Here is a 16,835-nt window from a genome sequence, read left to right as displayed (position 1 = left end):
TCCGTGCGCCGGCCACACCGCCGACGCCCCGGTGACCCAGCGATGTGACGCCCGGTGCACCACCCCCGCCCGAGCACTCGCCGCCGGCGCGTTCCCACGAGGACGCCTCTCGCTCTTCCGACAGGTCTGTCCTCCCCCATGTCTTCTGCCACCGCAACGGCTCCCGCGAACTCCCGCGCCCGCGTCATCACCGCGAGCCTCGTGGGAACAACCATCGAGTTCTACGACTTCTACGCCTACGCGACCGCTGCTGTCCTCGTCTTCCCGATCCTCTTCTTTCCGACCGGAGACGACACCACCTCGCTGCTGGCCTCGTTCGGCGTCTTCGGCGCCGCGATGATCGCACGCCCGATCGGGGCGTTCGTCTTCGGGCACTTCGGCGACCGCTTCGGCCGCAAGGCGACGCTCGTCGTCTCACTGCTCACGATGGGCGTGGCGACCTTCCTCATCGGATGCCTGCCCACGTATCAGGTGGTCGGCTGGTGGGCGGCACTGCTGTTGCTCGTGCTGCGTCTGGCGCAGGGCTTCGCGCTCGGTGGCGAGTGGTCGGGCGCGGCGCTGGTCGCGACCGAGAACGCCCCGAAGGGCAAGCGGGCCTGGTACGGCACTTTCCCGCAGCTCGGTGCGCCGATCGGCTTCATCATCGCCAACACCATCTTCCTCGCGATCAACTTCGCCCTCCCGCATCCCGACGGCACCGCGCAGCGCTCCGAGGCGTTCCTGGCCTGGGGATGGCGCGTGCCGTTCCTCTTCTCGGCCGTCATGGTGATCATCGGCCTCTGGGTGCGTCTGCGCCTGGTCGAGTCCGATACGTTCCAGAAGGCGGAGAAGAAGGGGGCGCTGCGCAAGTTCCCCCTCGGCGAGGTCATCCGCGGGCACTGGCGTCCCCTCATCCTGGGCACGTTCATCATGCTCGCGACCTACGTGCTGTTCTATCTGATGACGAACTTCACCCTCACCTACGGCACCAAGCCGACCCTCGCGGGGGCGGAGGCGGCCGCACAGGCATCGGGCACCGCGTTCGACGCCGGGGTGTACGTCGCGGGTCAGGGCTTCGGGTACATCGACTTCGTGATCATGCAGATCATCGGAGTGGTGTTCTTCGGCATCTTCACGCTGCTGTCCGGGCCGGTCGCCGACGCCATCGGACGCCGCAAGCTCCTCATCTGGATCACGGCGGCCATCATCGTGTTCGGACTCACGTTCAACCTGTTCCTGCTTCCCATGACCGACCCGAAGTTCACGGGCGCACTCACGCAGGCCTTCCTCGTGTTCGGGTTCATGCTCATGGGCGCCACATTCGGGCCCATGGGGGCACTGCTGCCGGAGCTGTTCCCGACGAACGTGCGCTACACCGGCTCGGCGATCTCGTACAACGTCGCCTCGATCCTCGGTGCGGCCGTCGCGCCGTCGATCGCGCTCGGGCTGTGGACCGCCGCCGGGGGTCAACCCTGGCTCGTGGGCCTGTACCTGTCGGGGTCGGCCGTGCTGACACTGATCGCCCTGATCCTGTCCAAGGAGACGCGCGACATCGACTACGACGAGAACCTCGGTCTCGGAGAGACCGCTTCGCTGTAGCCGCCGCATCCCGGGTCCGTCTTCCCTTCCCACGCGAGACTGCACTTTCTCCACGAGATCACGGCCTTTACCCGTGATCTCGTGCTCGAAATGCAGTCTCGCGGTGTGTATGCCGAAGCGGCGACGGCGGTGCGCGAGCGGAGGTACGGTCGAGGGAGCACATCCCGCCGATCGAGGTCGCCCATGTCCAGCCCCGCTCCCGCCCGTCGCAGTCCGTTCGCACGCCTCAAGAAGGACGACGGACCGCGCGCCAGCCTGCGCCAACTGCTCCCGTTCCTCTTCGAGCACAAACGGGTGCTCGTGGTGGTCACCGTGCTCAGCATCGTGGCCGCGGTCACGACGCTCGGTCAGCCGCTGCTGGTGGGCGAGCTGATCGCCCGCGTGCAGGCGAACGAGGGACTCGGGCTGCTCGTGTGGGGGCTGGTCGCTCTCGTCGTCGGCTCGTCGCTGGTGTCCGGCTATCAGCATTACCTGCTGCAGCGCACCGGTACCGCGGTCGTCTTCTCGAGCCGGCGCCGGCTCATCGCCCGCATCCTCCACCTCCCGATCCGCGAGTTCGACGCCCGGCGCACCGGCGACCTGGTCTCGCGGGTCGGAACCGACACGACGCTGCTCTACGCGGTGCTCACGCAGGGACTCGCCGACTCGGTGGGCAACGTGCTGATCTTCGTCGGCGCGGTCATCGCCATGCTCCTGATCGATCCGCTGCTGCTCCTGCTCATCCTCGTCGTGATCGGCGCCTCGATCGCGGTGGTCGGCGTCCTCAGCGGACGCATCCGCCGCGCGACCCGCGAGCAGCAGGAGACGGTGGGCGAGCTCGCCTCCGGCGTGGAGCGGGCCGTCGGATCGATCCGCACCGTGCGCGCCGCCGGTGCCGGTGACCGCGAGCAGGCGAGCCTCGAGGGCGTCGCCGAGCGCGCGTACGGCAGCGGCGTGCGGGTGGCGAAGGCCTCGGCTCTGGTGGTTCCCGTCGCCGGTGTCGCGCTGCAGCTCTCGCTTCTCGTGGTCCTGGGTGTCGGCGGCTTCCGCGTCGCCTCGGGTGCGATCACGATCGCGAGTCTCGTCACGTTCGTGATGTTCCTCTTCTTCCTGGTCCAGCCGCTGGGCTCCTTCTTCGGCGCGATCACGTCGGTGAGCCAGGCGCTGGGCGCGCTCGGCCGCATCCAGGAGGTCCTGGACCTGCCGACCGAGACGCAGGACGACGCGCAGATCGCGGCGCAGGCCGTGCCGGTGACGGATGCGGATGCCGCCGACATCGCGGTGGAGTTCCGCGACGTGCACTTCCGCTATCCGGCGGCCGTCGCGGCCGCCCGCGCCAAGACCGAGGCGGAGGCGCGCGCGCTTCTCGAGGTGGCCCGAGTGGACACGTCGGCGCTGGAGGCGGTCGCGGACGACGCCGGTGACGTGCTGCGCGGCGTCTCGCTGCGCGTGCCGCGAGGCTCGCGGGTCGCGCTGGTGGGTCCGTCGGGCGCGGGCAAGAGCACGACCCTCGCCCTCATCGAGCGGTTCTACGATCCGACAGCGGGCGCCATCCTGCTCGGCGGCCGCGACATCCGGACCGTCGACCGTGGAGAGCTGCGCGCACAGCTGGGGTATGTGGAACAGGACGCCCCGACGCTCGCGGGCACCCTCGGCGACAACCTGCGTCTGGCCTCCCCCGACGCGAGCGACGGGGCGTGCGAGGCCGTCCTGCGCGCGGTGAACCTCGGCGAGGTGCTGGACCGCTCGCCCGAAGGACTCGCCGCACCCGTCGGCGAGGGCGGCGTGATGCTCTCCGGCGGCGAGCGTCAGCGCCTGGCGATCGCCCGCGCGCTGCTGGCGGCTCCCCCCATCCTGCTCCTGGACGAATCGACCTCATCGCTGGACGGATTGAACGAGCAGCGGATGCGGGAGGCGATCGACGCGGTCGCCGAGGGGCGCACCCTCATCGTGATCGCCCACCGGCTGTCGACCGTCGTCGACAGCGACCTCATCGTCGTGATGGATCACGGCCGGGTCGTCGGCGCGGGTACGCATTCCGAGCTCGTCGCCGAGGTGCCGCTGTACCGCGACCTCGCCAAGCACCAGCTCCTCGTCTGACGCCCGCACCCGGCCATCGCTCGAGGGACGCGAAACGCCCCTGCTCGCGTCGGCGCGCGACATCCCGCGTCCCTCCAACAACCCACGCACCCGTTCAAGGGACCCGAAACGCGGTCCCCGCGGCGTTCGCGCCGCAACCCGCGTCCCTCGAACACACCACGCACCCGTTCGAGAGACCCGAAACGCGGGCGCACGTTGTGTGTGCCCGCGTCTCGGGTCCCTCGAAATCCCGCCGGCGCCCGCCGGAGAGCGGTCAGGCGCGCGCGAGGCGGTAGCGCAGGGAGGCGAGCTCGGCACGCAGAGCCGAAGGGATGCGGTCGCCGAAGGTGTCGAAGAACTCCTCCGTCAGCTCCGCCTCCGCCAGCCACGACTCCGGGTCGATCGCGAACAGCTCCGCCAGATCGGCGTCCGTGACGGCGGTCCCCTCCAGGTTGAGGTCCTCGGGGCGCGGCAGCCGCCCGATCGGGCTGGGCTCGGCCGGCACCTCGGACTCGAGGCGGCGCACGATCCACTCCAGCACCCGCACGTTGTCACCGAAGCCCGGCCAGAGGAACCGACCGTCGGCGCCGCGGCGGAACCAGTTCACCTGGAACACGCGGGGCGCGCGGTCGAACCGCAGCGAACCGCCGACCTTGATCCAGTGCGCGAAGTAATCGGCCATGTTGTAGCCGCAGAACGGGAGCATCGCGAACGGGTCGCGGCGCAGCTCCCCGACGGTCCCCTCGGCCGCGGCCGTCCGCTCGGACGAGATCGTCGCCCCCAGGAACACGCCGTGCGCCCAGTCCGTGGCTTCGACCACGAGCGGCACGTTGGTGGCACGGCGACCGCCGAACAGGATGGCGTCCAGCGGCACGCCCTCCGGCGTCTCCCAGTCATCCGCGACCTGCGGGCACTGCGCGGCGGCGACCGTGAAACGCGAGTTCGGATGCGCGGCGGGGCGCCCCGAGGTGGGAGTCCAGGGGTTTCCCTCCCAGTCGATGAGCTCGGCGGGGGCCTCGTCGGTCAGGCCCTCCCACCACACGTCACCGTCGGGGCGCAGCGCCACGTTCGTGAAGATCGTGTTGCCCCACAGCGTCTCCACTGCCGTGGCGTTGGTCGACTCGCCCGTGCCCGGCGCGACGCCGAAGAAGCCCGCCTCCGGGTTGATCGCCCACAGGCGCCCGTCCTCACCCGGCCGCAGCCACGCGATGTCGTCGCCGAGCGTCTCGACGCGCCATCCCGGGATGGTGGGGCGCAGCATCGCGAGGTTCGTCTTGCCGCACGCCGACGGGAACGCCGCGGCGACGTGGTAGCGCTTGCCCTCGGGGCTGATGACCCGGATGAGCAGCATGTGCTCGGCGAGCCAGCCCTCGTTTCGCCCGATCACCGAGGCGATGCGCAGCGCGAAGCACTTCTTCGCGAGGATCGCGTTGCCGCCGTAGCCCGACCCGTACGAGTAGACCTCGAGCGTGTCCGGGAAGTGGACGATGTACTTGTCGTCGTTGCACGGCCACGCGACGTCCGCCTGTCCGGGCGCCAGCGGAGCCCCGACGGAGTGCACGGTGCGCACCCAGTCGGCGCCGTCCGCGATCTGCTGCAGCACGGCGGATCCGACGCGCGTCATGATGTTGATCGACACGACCGCGTACGGCGAGTCCGTCACCTGCACGCCGATGTGCGAGAGTGGGCCGCCGACGGTTCCCATCGAGAACGGCACGACGTACATCGTCCGGCCGCGCATGGAGCCGGCGAACAGCGCATCGAGCTTGTTGCGCATCGCGGCGGGGTCCGCCCAGTTGTTGGTGGGGCCCGCGTCCTCCTCCTTCTCGGAGGCGATGAAGGTGCGCCCCTCGGTGCGCGCGACGTCGCTGGGGTGGGAGCGCGCGAGGTACGACCCCGGACGCCACTCGGGGTTGAGCTTGATGAGAGAACCCGCATCCACCATCGAACGCAGCAGCATGTCGTTCTCGGCCTGCGATCCGTCGACCCAGTGGATGCGGTCGGGCTGGGTGAGTGCGGCGATCTCGTCGACCCATCGGGTCAGCGCGGCCATGCCGGGCCCGGAGGCGGTCGGGCGATCACCGTAGGTCGTCGCCGTGCGGGCGGCGGTGGGGCGCGTGGGGGCGCTCGAGGTGTAGCTCTCAGCAAGGGCCATGATCACTCCAGTCGGCATCAGCGGCGTTCAGAACGTGGGTTCCCTGCAACAATGACGCCCCAGGCTCCCCCTTTTCAGAACCAAGTGCTCGAAAGAGTCTGAGTTCTTTCGCTATTCTCAAAACATGCCTTCGACGACCATCGAGCTGGCCACGCTCGGTCACCGCATCCGTCACTTCCGCACGGCGGCGGGGCTCACCCTCGACGAGCTCGGCGCTGCCGTGGGGGTGGCCGGCAGCCACCTCAGCCTCATCGAGAACGGCAAGCGCGAGCCGAAGCTCTCGCTGCTCCAGGAGATCGCGGCGGCCACGGGTACCCAGCTGGCCGAACTGCTGTCGACCGAACCGCCGAACCGGCGGGCGGCGCTGGAGATCGAGCTCGAGCGCGCCCAGACCTCGCACGCGTTCCGGCAGCTGGGGCTGCCGCCGATCCGGGTCACGAAGGCGTTGAGCGACGAGACGATCGAGACCGTGCTGGGCCTGCATCGCGAGCTGCAGCGCCGCGAACGCGAGGCCATCGCGACGCCCGAGGAGGCTCGCCGCGCCAACACGGACATGCGACTGCGGATGCGGGAGATGAACAACTACCTCCCCGACATCGAGAAGCTCGCCGAGAAACAGCTCAAGTCGGCGGGTCACACCTCCGGCGCCCTCACGCACCGAACGGTGAGCATCATGGCCGAGCAGCTGGGCTTCGAGTTGATCTACGCGGGCGACCTGCCCGCATCCACCCGGTCGATCACCGACCTGGAGAACGGGCGCATCTACCTGCCGCCGGCTTCCATTCCCGGCGGCCACGGCCTGCGCTCGATGGCGCTGCAGGCGATGGCGCACCGACTGTTGGGGCACCAGCCGCCCCGGGACTACGCCGAATTCCTGCAGCAGCGACTGGAGATCAACTACTACGCAGCCGCCTGCCTCATGCCGCCGGCACCCGCTGTGGCCTTCCTGCAACAGGCGAAGAAGGACCGCAACCTCGCCGTGGAGGACTTCCGCGACGCGTTCGGGGTCACGCACGAGGCGGCCGGGATGCGGATGACGAACCTGCTGACCGAGCACATCGGCATCCGTCTGCACTTCCTGCGGGTCGCCGGCGACGGTGCCATCTCACGCGTCTACGAGAACGACGACCTTCCCCTGCCGATGGACGTGACGGGCGCGGTCGAGGGACAGATCGTGTGCCGCAAGTTCGCCGCCCGTGCGGCGTTCGCGGAGCAGAACCGCACGACCGAGCACTACCAGTACACCGACACCCCATCCGGCACGTTCTGGTGCTCGACGCAGACCGGCACGACCCACGACGGCGAGTTCTCGATCACGGTGGGCGTGCCGTTCGACGATGCGAAGTGGTTCCGCGGCCGCGAGACGGCCAAGCGGGCGAGTTCGCAGTGCCCCGACGAGTCGTGCTGCCGCCGCCCGTCGAGCCAGGCTGCCGAACGCTGGCAGGGACGCGCGTGGCCGAGCGCGCGCGTGCACATGCAGATGTTCACCCCGCTGCCGCGCGGCGCCTTTCCCGGCGTCGACGACAGCGAGGTCTACGACTTCCTCGACCGGCACGCCTGACCCCCGTTCGAGACGGGGCGCGGTGCACCGAGCCTCAGGCGAAGGGGTTGGGCGTCAGCGTGTACTTGGTCTGCAGGTACTCGTGGATGCCCTCCGCGCCGCCCTCGCGGCCGAGACCGGAGGACTTCCACCCGCCGAACGGGCCGGCCGCGTTGGAGACGACGCCCATGTTGAGCCCCATCATCCCGGTCTCGAGGCACTCGATCATGCGCTGACCCCGCGCGAGGTTCTCGGTGAAGACGTACGACACCAGTCCGTACTCGGTGGCGTTGGCGAGGGCGACCGCCTCGTCCTCGTCGTCGAAGGGGACGATCGCCAGAACCGGGCCGAAGATCTCCTCGCGCAGGATGTCGCTTCCCGCCGCGACGTCGGAGACGACCGTGGGCTCGAAGAACGTGCCCTCGCGCGGGATCGCCGCGCCGCCCGTGCGCACGCTCGCGCCGCGCGAGACCGCATCCGAGACGAGCGCCTTCGCCTTCGCCACCGCGCGGTCGTCGATGAGCGGACCGATCGCCACGCCGTCTTCGGTGCCGCGACCGACCCGCATCGCCTGCACCCGTTCGGTGACGCGACGCGTGAACTCCTCCGCGACGCTGCGGTGCACGAGGAAGCGGTTGGCGGCGGTGCACGCCTGACCGATGTTGCGGAACTTCGCCAGCAGCGCCCCCTCCACGGCCTTGTCGAGGTCGGCGTCGTCGAAGACGAGGAAGGGCGCGTTGCCGCCGAGCTCCATCGACGTGCGCAGTACGCCGCCGGCAGCCTGCTCCAGCAGCTTCACGCCGACGGGCGTCGAGCCCGTGAACGACAGCTTGCGCAGGCGCGGGTCACGGATGATCGGTTCCGACACGGCGCCGGAGTGCGACGTGGTGATGACGTTGACCACGCCGTCCGGCAGCCCCGCATCCTGCAGCAGCTGGGCGAAGTAGAGCGTCGTCAGCGGGGTGAGCTCGGCCGGCTTGATGACCACCGTGCAACCCGCGGCGAGCGCGGGGGCGATCTTGCGCGTCGCCATCGCGAGCGGGAAGTTCCAGGGGGTGATGAGGTAGCACGGGCCGACGGGGTGCTGCGAGACGATCATGCGACCGGTGCCCTCGGGGTTGGCGCCGTAGCGTCCCTGCACGTGGGCCGCCTCTTCGCTGAACCACCGCAGGAATTCGCCGCCGTACACGACTTCGCCGCGGGCCTCGGCGAGCGGCTTGCCCATCTCGATCGTCATGAGCAGCGCGAACTCCTCCTTGCGCTCCTGCAGCAGATCGAAGGCACGCCGCAGCAGCTCCGCCCGCTCGCGCGCCGGAGTGCGCGACCACGACTCGAACGCGTCGACGGCCGCATCCAGCGCGGCGGCACCGTCGGCGACCGTCGCGCTCGCGATCGTCTTCACCACCGCGTTCGTGGCGGGGTCGCGCACGTCCAACGTCTGAGCATCGGATGCATCGCGCCACTCGCCGCCGATGAACAGCTGCGAGCGGACGCGGGCGAGCAGGTCGGTCTCGGTGAGTGCGGTCATCTCGGCTCTCCTCGGTCAGGTCGTCCCGCCGTCGGGACCTGCCCATTCTCGTGCGCGGCGGAGGCCCGGGCATTCGCCCGCGCGGCGCGCCCCCGCATCCGGCCTCGCCGCCGTGTACAGCATGTGGTGCCGCTGCAGCGCGCCCGCCCCTGGGCCGCCGGACGGAGATTCGCGCCGCCGTCGGAGATTCGCCGCGCATCCTCCGACGGCGCGCGGATTCTCCGACGCTCGCGCGCAGATCACGTGTCAACCAGTTGACTCATGACGTGTCAACTGGTTGACTCATGGTGTGGCCGAACGGATCTCCTTCACCCTGCACGAGCTCGTCGCGACCGTCGACGCGTTCGCGGATGCCCGCCTGCGCGGCACCTACGGGATCTCGATCGGCGACTTCATCTACCTCGCCACGATCGCTGATCAGCAACCGCTCGATCTGACCTCGCTGGCGCGGTGCCTCATGGTCACGAAGGCCGCCGTCAGCAAGCGGATGCCGCATCTCGCCCAGGCGGGGTGGGTGCGCACCTCGAACGGTCCGGGGCGCCGCATCCTCGTCGGGCTGACGGATGCGGGCGCGAGCCTCGTCGAGCGCGCCGGCGGCGAACTCGACGCCGAATTCATGGGCCTCTTCGACGATCCTCGCCTGATCGACACCGGCGTCGATCGCGCCGTGCTCGCCCGTCAGCTGGAGGTGCTGACGGAGCTCGTCCGAGAGAAGGAGACCCCGTGAGCACCAGGATCGTCGTCATCGTCGGCACCCCCCTGCCCGACACCCTCAACCACGCTCTCGCCGCGTCGTACACGGACGCGGCCCGCGCCGCCGGTGCCGAGGTTCGCGTGATCGACCTTGCGACCGAAGAGGCCCCCGCTCACCCGCGCACGGCGGGCGAGGTGCGGATGCCCCGCACCGCCGACGACGCGCCCCTGGATGCGGTCGCGGCGCGAGCGATCGAGGACATCGCGTGGGCGGAGCATGTCGTGTTCTTCTTCCCGCAGTGGTGGGGCACCTACCCCGGGGCCCTCAAGGTCTTCATCGACCGCGTGTTCCTGTCGGGATTCGCGTTCCGCTACCGCCCGACCGGGCCCCTGTGGGACAAGCTCCTCACCGGCCGCACGGCCCGCATCGTCATGACGATGGACTCGCCGCGCGTGTGGAACGCGGTCGTGTATCGCCACGCAGCGGAGACGAGTCTGCGCCACGCGGTGCTCGGCTACTGCGGTGTGCGCACGATCGGCGTGACCCGTTTCGATCAGGTGCGCCACCGCAGTGACGAGTCGCGGCGGGCGTGGATCGCCGAGACGGCCCGACGGGGCGCGAGGGATGCGGGGCGCCCCATCCGGCACCGCGTGCCGATCGGTGCCGGAGCCGGGGCAGGCGCGGGAGCCGGCGCCGGAGCCGGCGTCTGACACGCGGCTGACTCAGCCCGGCAGGTGCCGGCAGATCCAGCCGCCGCCCTCCTCGCGCACGTACTCGAGGCGGCGGCTGGCGGCGGCGGGATGCGACGTCCAGAAGAGCATGCGCCGCGGCCGTACCGCGTAGCCGATCCAGCCGTCGGGCTGCGCCGGATGCGGGTTCGCCGCGGCGAACGCCGCCCATTGCCGCTCCCGGCGTGCACGCGGCTGGCGGGCGTACTCGGCGGTGTTCAGCCAGGCGAGCTGGCGCAGGTAGTCGGAGCGCCCCGCGTAGGCGCGAGCGATCTCCTCTTCCTCCGCCACGGCCGCGGTCCCCTGCACGACGAGCTGGTGCGTGAACCCGGGCCAGAGCACGGTCAGCGCGACGCGCGGATTGAGGCTCAGCTCTCGCACTTTCCGGCTCGCCGCATCCGTGTGGAAGAAGAAACGTTCCCCGTCGAACTCGGTCAGCATGACGGTGCGGGCGCGGGGGAAGCCCTCCTCATCGACGGTGGAAAGCGTCATGAGGGCGCGCTCCTCCCCCGCGCCGGGCAGCCAGGAGGCCGCGAGCGCGAGGGGATCGCGCGGCGGATCTTCGGCGTGCACCGGGTCGGTGGTCACGTCGATGCGCGGCACCCGGAGGGCGACGACGTCGGATGCGGGAGAGCCGGTCATGCGAACTCGAATCCGTCGATCTCGGTCAGAGCCTCGGCCACGAAGCCGACGCCGGCCTCGAAGATGCGCCGCCCGTCCTCGGCATTGGCGCCGGTGGGATCCCCGATCACGCCGTCGGGGCCGAAGTCGTCGCTCGTCCAGCCGAACATCACGGGCTTCGCGTTGAAACCGATGTGCGTCAGCCCGGCGATCCGCTCGGGCACGTTGCGCGGCGGCAGCTCCTGCGCCACCAAGTGCGGCGCCAGGTGCATGACCACCGAGGTCTCACCCCATCCGGCGTGGATGCCCTGTCCGAGCTCGTCAGGCCGGCCGTCGCGTCCGTCGCCCGCGACTCCTGCGCCCGAGCCCATTGAGAACGAGCGCAGCCCGAATCGGCGCCGGAGCTCCCGGTTGACCCAGCCGAGGAGCATGACGTTGCCGCCGTGGCCATTGACGAAGGCGACGGTACGGACGGGTGTCTGCGCGATCGCGCGGCCGATCTCGATGAGCTGCTGGAGCAGGGTCGTTCCCTCGATCCAGAGCGTTCCCGGGGCCCAGTGATGCTCGTCGGACTTGGCGTAGGCGAGCGTCGGGAGAAGCCACGCATCCACGCCCCGCGCCGCGACACGCTCGACGGCCGCGGTGGCGACCGCCTCCGCGATCAGCGTGTCGGTGCGCAGCGGCAAGTGCGGACCGTGGTGTTCGATCGCCCCGATCGGCACCACGGCGATCGACCGCTCGCTCGTGGCCGCGATCAGCGCGGGTCCCGACAGATCGTCCCATCGCCTCGTGGACGCCGTCATCGGATCGCCCCCTTGGTCGGGCCGGCGTAGTCGGGGTTGAGCTTGCCCGGATTCAGCAGCCCGTGCGGATCGGTGCGCCGCGCCAGCTCGACCGTCTCGCCCAGGCGGAAGTCGACGTTCCACTGGTGCGGGTTGTGCACGCCGACGCCCAGCTCGCCGAGCCGTTCGATGCCGGCGTAGACGGCTTCCGGGCTCTCGTACACACCCGCCAGCATCCCGATCGGGACGCTGTGGCCCGCCTCGATGTGCAGCTGGCCGCCAGGGTAGACCGCGTGGACCTCGTCGATACGCTCCACCAGCGCGTCACCGGAGACCTCGACGTGGAAGTACACGCCCGGCTCCGACTTCTGCAGCCACTCGATCGGGTGGTTGTAGCTGAGCACGGAGATCGCGGTGCTGACGCCCGGCCCCTCCCGCACGTCCTCGATCCTGCCGCCGGCCTGCTCGATGACGGCGATCGCCTCCTCGAGGATGCGGATGTCGGCGATCATGCGCAGCGAGCTGCGCCCCGCGGGGAACGCCTCGTCCGGCGGCAGCTGCGCGGTGATGTGCGGGGTGTCGGCCGACACGAGTCGCGGCGCGGGGGTCATCCGGCCGAGCGTTCGCAGCACGGACAGGGCCCCGGAGAAGTCGGGGAACGATGCGTAGAGACCTCGCCAGTCCTGCAGCGGTTCGAGACGCACGGTGGCCCGCGCGATGATGCCCGCCGTGCCGTAGTTGTGCACGTAGCCCTGCGCCTCATCGTCCGCCACGTGCCGCAGCGCACCCTCGGACGCCGGCGTCGCGACGTCGAGAGCGACGACGAAACCGGCATCGTTCGAGCCGTGCGCGATCGTTCCCGTTCCGCCGGAGCCGCCCGCGAGGAACCCGCCGACCGTGGTGTGCACGGTCGACGGGTACATCCACAGCTGCTGACCGGTGGCGCGGGCGGCGGCCTCGAGGGCGTTCATCGGAGCACCCGCATCCGCCGTGATCCAGCCGTCGCCCACCTCCACGATCGTGCGGGCGCGCGAGGTGTCGAGCACGAGTCCGCCCGGCATGGGGATCGCCTGCCCGTAGTTTCCCGTCCCTTTGCCGCGCGGCGTGATGGCCACGCCGTGACGCGCGGCGAGGCCGACGACGCCCGCGATCTCCTGCGCGGTCGTGGGGAACGCGACGAGGTCGGCGATCCCCAGCGGCAGCATCTCGGCGATGATCGGCGACATCCGCGCACCGTCGACGGATGCCTTCTCGCGCTGGCGCATGTCACTGGAGACGCCGCGGGGTCCGAGCAGGTCGCGCAGTTCGTCCTCGAGGGCGGCGTAGTCGGGTGCGGTCATGGGAATCCTCCTTCGCGTGCATCTCCCGACGAAGGAGCGCGACGAGCCGGGTGATGAGTCACTCGCCGCGCAGAGGCCGTGGCCCGCGATCATCATGCGCCGCTCATGTTTCGCGCACGCAACACGCGGTTTGCGATCAGGGGGCGGCGACCCAGCCCTCGGTCGTGGTGGCCGCCACGACCCGCCCGCCCCGGATCACCAGACGGTCCGCCGGGGCCTCAGCGATCGCCTGAACCAGCGAGTCCGCCCGCACGGCGAGCAGGTCGGCGCGCGCACCGACGACGACGCCCGCTTCCGGCAGTCCCATGACCTCGCGCGCGCCGGTGGAGACCGCGGTGTACGCCTCATCCGCCGTGAGGTGCGCGGCCACGACGAGCAGCATCGCGGTCTCGAGCGCATCGCCGCGGCCGAGCGGATTGAACGGGTCGCGCACGTTGTCGGCACCGGCGGCGAACCGCGCGCCCGCCGTGAGGAGCGCCCGGGCCGGAGCGATGCCGCGGGGTGTCGCGACGGGTGCGCCCCACCCCTGCAGCGAGAGATTCGTGATCGGGTTGGCGATGATGCCCACCCCCGACGCCACGACCTCCGCGATCACCGCATCACGCGCGGGCGCGTCGAGGGTGCCCAGTCGCACGCAGTGCCCCGCGGAGCGGTTCTGCGACCAGCCGCGGGTGCGGCGCGCGTAGGCGTCGAGTGTCACGGCGGCCGCGAGCCCCTCATCCGTGTGCAGGTCGACGGGAACGCCCCGGCGCTCGGCGACATCGAGCAGGCGGTGCAGATCCGCGATCGGATCATCGGCGAGATGCGAGGCCCCTCCGACGGCATCGGCACCCGCGTCCAGCGCCGCCTCCAGGTGCGCGGTCGGGACGTCGGGCCCGGCGAGGGCGACGATCTCGATGTCGACGAGTGCGGCCAGCTCCTCCCGGAGCGACACGAGCGCCTCGACCCCGCGGAGGGGCGCATCGCCCAGCAGCACGTCGACGTGCGTGCGGATGGCGGTGGTGCCGTTGCGCAGCATCCGGAGCGCCTGCGTGCGAGCCCGTTCGGTGACGTCGGCGGCGGTCATCGTCTCGGCGTAGACGCGCCAGGCGGCGATCGCCGCGCGGAGATCCCCCATGGGCGAGCGGATGGCGTCCCAGCTCAGCGCCTTGTCGAGGTGCGCGTGGGGCTCTGCGGCCGCGGGAAGGAGCATGTAGCCCGAGAGGTCGCGCGCATCGGCTGCGGGCCCGGGCGCCGCGGGCGTCACGGCGACGATCCGCCCGTCGTCGAACGCGACATCGACGCGGGACCCGTCCGCGAGTGTGGCCCCCGTGATCCGATCGATCATCGTGGACTGCGGCGACTCGGTCATGGTGCTGCCTCTCCGGCGCCATCCGGCGCCATCGCCGACCGTATCCGGCGCGCGTTTCCCGCCGGTAACGCGCCGGTCGTCATCTGCTCGTCATACAGGCCGATTAGCGTGGCGCGCTGTGAGTTACTTCAGCGACGTCGAACGCGATCTCGTGGTTGTGGAGCGCACCGCGCTCGCTGACGACATCGTCGCCTTCGACCTGGCGTCTCCGAACGGGCGCGATCTGCCGGCGTGGACCCCCGGTTCCCACCTCGACGTGATCCTCCCGGATGCCGACGGCACCGGCCCGGTGGAGCGCCAGTATTCGCTGTGCGGCGACACCGCGGAACGCGGCCGGTGGCGCATCGCGGTGCTGGGCGAGGGCGGCGGGCGAGGTGGATCGGTACGCGTGCACGACGAGCTCGCGATCGGGGCGCGCGTGCGCGTCCGCGGCCCCCGGAACCACTTCCCGTTCGAGGTCTCCCCGGGTACGCGCTACCGGTTCGTGGCGGGTGGGATCGGCATCACGGCGATCCGGGCGATGGCAGCAGCCGCCGAGGCCGCCGGCGCGGAGTGGGAGCTGGACTACGCCGGGCGCTCACGGTCGCGCATGGCCTTCGCGGCGGAGCTCGCCGAGGCCTTCGGCGAGCGCGTGCGCATCCATGCCGCCGACGAGGGCGCTCGCCTCGACATCGACGCGCTGACCGCGGCCCTCGACGAGCGCACGGCCGTGTTCGCGTGCGGCCCGAAGCGGATGCTGGACGCGCTGGATGCGGGCGTGGACGAGCGTGCGCTGCACGTGGAGCGTTTCGAGGCGAAGGAGTTCGGGGAGCCGGTGTGGCCGGGCCCGTTCGAGGTGGAGCTGGCGATGAGCGGCGATGTCGTCGTCGTCTCGCCCGAGCAGTCGGTGCTCGACGCGATCCGTGAGCAGTCGCCCGACACGCTCGTGCTCTCGAGCTGCCGCCGTGGCACGTGCGGCACGTGCGAAGTGCCCGTGCTCGAGGGCGACATCGAGCACCGCGACTCGGTGCTCACCCCGATCGAGCAGCGCGATTCGACCGTCATGATGGTCTGCGTCTCGCGCGCCGCGTGCGAGCGGATCGTGCTCGATCTCTGAGGGCGTGAGCGCCGGTCAGCGGCCGACCCGCGTGCGCAGCCGTTCGACGATCTCGCGCTCGTCGCCCTGCACGAGACGGTAGTCGCGCACGACCACGCGCCCCGCGACGATCACGTGCCGGGGCCTGCGCCCGGGAGTGGTCCAGAGCAGCCCCGCCACGGGGTCCGCGACACCCGCATCCGCCACCGAGTCCACGTCCCACACACATACGTCCGCGGCCGCTCCGGGCCTCAGGTGACCGAGTTCGGACCGCCCGAGCCCGGCCGCCGACCCGGCGGTCGCCATCTCCAGCACGTCGCGCGCGTCGAGCTGCGGACCCGCGAGCGCCGACACCTGGAGGGCCAGCCGCGCGTCGGCCAGCAGGTGCCCGGCGTCGTTGGAGCCCCCGCCGGACGTGCCGAGTCCCACTTCGATGCCGGCTTGCCGCATCCGTGCGACCGGCGCGATCCCCCACCCCATCGGCACATCGCACCCGGGGGCATGCGTCGCGGTGACCCCCGCCGCGGCCAGCCGCTCGATCTCGGCATCCGTCACATCGCAGAGGTGCGCGATCGTGACATCGGGCGCGAGCCACCCCCACTCCTCCAGCAGGTCCAGGGGCCGCCGCCCGTAGCGATCGAGCGCGATCTGCGTATCGACCTGCTCGTTCGCCTGCGTGCGACGGCGCAGCCCGTACTCGCGCGCGACGGCTCCGAGCGCGCGGAAGGTCTCCTCGCCGTCGGAGTGCACGCCCGCCGGCCCCACCGCGAGCTGCACCATCCCGTCCGCGCTCACCCCGCCCGCATCCGGCGCGAGGAACGCGGCGGCGATGGCACGCGCGCTCGCCTCGGCGGTCTCGGGAGCGTCCCTCGCCGAACCGCGGACGAAGACGAGCCTGGCACCGAGCTCGGCGGCCGCATCCGCCACGGAACGCGCGATCGCGACCGTGTCGTCGACGGCATGCGGCGAGCGCGCCGGATCCGGCCAGTTCAGGTGGTGGTCGGCCACCGTCGTCACCCCGCTCAGCAGCGACTCCGCGATGCCGGCGGCGGCCGTGGCTCCGGTGAGCGAGGCGTCGATGCCGGCGTCCGCGTAGGCGGCGGCCATCGCCGGCAGCCAGTCCCGCATCGGCACGCCGCGGGTTGCCGGCAGCGTGCGGAAGCCGGTCTGCAGGAGGTGGTGGTGCGCGTTGACGAGCCCCGGCGTCACGATGCAGCCGGACACATCGAGCTGCTCGCCCGATGCCGCGTCCGACGACGACACCACGGTGCCGTCGAGCACGAGCTCGCCGTCGCGCTCGGTGTGACGGTCGACGAGGATGCGGCGCGCGCCGCGCAGGGTCAGCATGGCCCGATCGTCTCAGCCCGAGATCACCGGCACGTTAC

Annotated in this window: 13 protein-coding genes; 6 read left to right on the top strand and 7 right to left on the bottom strand. The window is 71.1% G+C overall.

Going from position 1 to position 16,835, the window contains the following annotated elements; translation table 11 throughout:
- The first annotated feature begins 138 nt into the window (after nucleotides 1–138).
- Nucleotides 139–1,578 carry an MFS transporter gene (locus tag SK224_RS14240; RefSeq protein WP_320435319.1) on the top strand — a complete coding sequence of 480 codons (1,440 nt, stop codon included), beginning with the start codon at nucleotides 139–141 and terminating at the stop codon, nucleotides 1,576–1,578.
- A gap of 183 nt (nucleotides 1,579–1,761) precedes the next feature.
- Nucleotides 1,762–3,657 carry an ABC transporter ATP-binding protein gene (locus SK224_RS14235; RefSeq protein WP_320435318.1) on the top strand — a complete coding sequence of 632 codons (1,896 nt, stop codon included), beginning with the start codon at nucleotides 1,762–1,764 and terminating at the stop codon, nucleotides 3,655–3,657.
- A gap of 253 nt (nucleotides 3,658–3,910) precedes the next feature.
- On the opposite strand, the gene SK224_RS14230 is transcribed toward SK224_RS14235, so the two are convergent.
- Nucleotides 3,911–5,791, bottom strand: a complete 1,881-nt coding sequence (locus SK224_RS14230; RefSeq protein WP_320435317.1) for a phosphoenolpyruvate carboxykinase (GTP) — start codon at nucleotides 5,789–5,791, stop codon at nucleotides 3,911–3,913.
- Between the two features lie 124 nt (nucleotides 5,792–5,915).
- Here SK224_RS14230 and SK224_RS14225 point away from each other — a divergent pair, with 124 nt between their 5' ends.
- Complete coding sequence (locus SK224_RS14225; RefSeq protein WP_320435316.1) at nucleotides 5,916–7,352, top strand: helix-turn-helix domain-containing protein; 1,437 nt, start codon at nucleotides 5,916–5,918, stop codon at nucleotides 7,350–7,352.
- Between the two features lie 34 nt (nucleotides 7,353–7,386).
- On the opposite strand, the gene SK224_RS14220 is transcribed toward SK224_RS14225, so the two are convergent.
- Nucleotides 7,387–8,859 (bottom strand): NAD-dependent succinate-semialdehyde dehydrogenase, encoded by a 1,473-nt coding sequence (locus SK224_RS14220; protein WP_320435315.1) that lies wholly within the window; start codon nucleotides 8,857–8,859, stop codon nucleotides 7,387–7,389.
- Between the two features lie 289 nt (nucleotides 8,860–9,148).
- Between SK224_RS14220 and SK224_RS14215 the strand changes: the two genes are divergently transcribed.
- Nucleotides 9,149–9,586 carry a MarR family winged helix-turn-helix transcriptional regulator gene (locus SK224_RS14215; RefSeq protein WP_320435314.1) on the top strand — a complete coding sequence of 146 codons (438 nt, stop codon included), beginning with the start codon at nucleotides 9,149–9,151 and terminating at the stop codon, nucleotides 9,584–9,586.
- A complete protein-coding gene (locus tag SK224_RS14210) occupies nucleotides 9,583–10,263 on the top strand; it encodes an NAD(P)H-dependent oxidoreductase (RefSeq protein ID WP_320435313.1) in 681 nt (226 codons plus the stop codon). Before SK224_RS14215 ends, SK224_RS14210 begins: the two co-directional genes overlap by 4 nt.
- A gap of 12 nt (nucleotides 10,264–10,275) precedes the next feature.
- Here the strand turns inward: SK224_RS14210 and SK224_RS14205 are convergent, their stop codons facing one another.
- The 4 genes from SK224_RS14205 to SK224_RS14190 form a co-directional block, all read right to left on the bottom strand.
- The gene (locus tag SK224_RS14205) at nucleotides 10,276–10,923 is read right to left on the bottom strand and encodes a pyridoxamine 5'-phosphate oxidase family protein (protein ID WP_320435312.1); all 648 of its coding nucleotides are present in this window, start codon (nucleotides 10,921–10,923) and stop codon (nucleotides 10,276–10,278) included.
- Nucleotides 10,920–11,705 (bottom strand): creatininase family protein, encoded by a 786-nt coding sequence (locus SK224_RS14200; RefSeq protein ID WP_320435311.1) that lies wholly within the window; start codon nucleotides 11,703–11,705, stop codon nucleotides 10,920–10,922. The genes SK224_RS14205 and SK224_RS14200 overlap by 4 nt, the downstream gene beginning before the upstream one ends.
- Nucleotides 11,702–13,024 (bottom strand): FAD-binding oxidoreductase, encoded by a 1,323-nt coding sequence (locus SK224_RS14195; protein ID WP_320435310.1) that lies wholly within the window; start codon nucleotides 13,022–13,024, stop codon nucleotides 11,702–11,704. The genes SK224_RS14200 and SK224_RS14195 overlap by 4 nt, the downstream gene beginning before the upstream one ends.
- A gap of 136 nt (nucleotides 13,025–13,160) precedes the next feature.
- The gene (locus SK224_RS14190) at nucleotides 13,161–14,375 is read right to left on the bottom strand and encodes an amidohydrolase family protein (RefSeq protein ID WP_320435309.1); all 1,215 of its coding nucleotides are present in this window, start codon (nucleotides 14,373–14,375) and stop codon (nucleotides 13,161–13,163) included.
- 118 nt (nucleotides 14,376–14,493) lie between these two features.
- Between SK224_RS14190 and SK224_RS14185 the strand changes: the two genes are divergently transcribed.
- A complete protein-coding gene (locus tag SK224_RS14185) occupies nucleotides 14,494–15,471 on the top strand; it encodes a PDR/VanB family oxidoreductase (RefSeq protein ID WP_320435308.1) in 978 nt (325 codons plus the stop codon).
- A gap of 15 nt (nucleotides 15,472–15,486) precedes the next feature.
- On the opposite strand, the gene SK224_RS14180 is transcribed toward SK224_RS14185, so the two are convergent.
- Nucleotides 15,487–16,797: an amidohydrolase family protein gene (locus SK224_RS14180; RefSeq protein ID WP_320435307.1), complete on the bottom strand. Its 1,311-nt coding sequence runs from the start codon at nucleotides 16,795–16,797 to the stop codon at nucleotides 15,487–15,489.
- Nucleotides 16,798–16,835 lie beyond the last annotated feature (38 nt).

Origin of the sequence: Microbacterium sp. BG28 (genome assembly GCF_034044005.1) — a bacterium.
GTDB lineage: Bacteria > Actinomycetota > Actinomycetes > Actinomycetales > Microbacteriaceae > Microbacterium.
The sequence above is the reverse complement of the archived record's forward strand: the minus strand, read 5'-3'. Positions and strand labels throughout refer to the sequence as shown.

Coding starts and splice junctions, on each gene's coding strand:
- SK224_RS14240 (WP_320435319.1), top strand. CDS start 139: ATGTCTTCTGCCACCGCAACGGCTCCCGCGAACTCCCGCGCCCGCGTC.
- SK224_RS14235 (WP_320435318.1), top strand. CDS start 1,762: ATGTCCAGCCCCGCTCCCGCCCGTCGCAGTCCGTTCGCACGCCTCAAG.
- SK224_RS14230 (WP_320435317.1), bottom strand. CDS start 5,791: ATGGCCCTTGCTGAGAGCTACACCTCGAGCGCCCCCACGCGCCCCACC.
- SK224_RS14225 (WP_320435316.1), top strand. CDS start 5,916: ATGCCTTCGACGACCATCGAGCTGGCCACGCTCGGTCACCGCATCCGT.
- SK224_RS14220 (WP_320435315.1), bottom strand. CDS start 8,859: ATGACCGCACTCACCGAGACCGACCTGCTCGCCCGCGTCCGCTCGCAG.
- SK224_RS14205 (WP_320435312.1), bottom strand. CDS start 10,923: ATGACCGGCTCTCCCGCATCCGACGTCGTCGCCCTCCGGGTGCCGCGC.
- SK224_RS14200 (WP_320435311.1), bottom strand. CDS start 11,705: ATGACGGCGTCCACGAGGCGATGGGACGATCTGTCGGGACCCGCGCTG.
- SK224_RS14195 (WP_320435310.1), bottom strand. CDS start 13,024: ATGACCGCACCCGACTACGCCGCCCTCGAGGACGAACTGCGCGACCTG.
- SK224_RS14190 (WP_320435309.1), bottom strand. CDS start 14,375: ATGACCGAGTCGCCGCAGTCCACGATGATCGATCGGATCACGGGGGCC.
- SK224_RS14180 (WP_320435307.1), bottom strand. CDS start 16,797: ATGCTGACCCTGCGCGGCGCGCGCCGCATCCTCGTCGACCGTCACACC.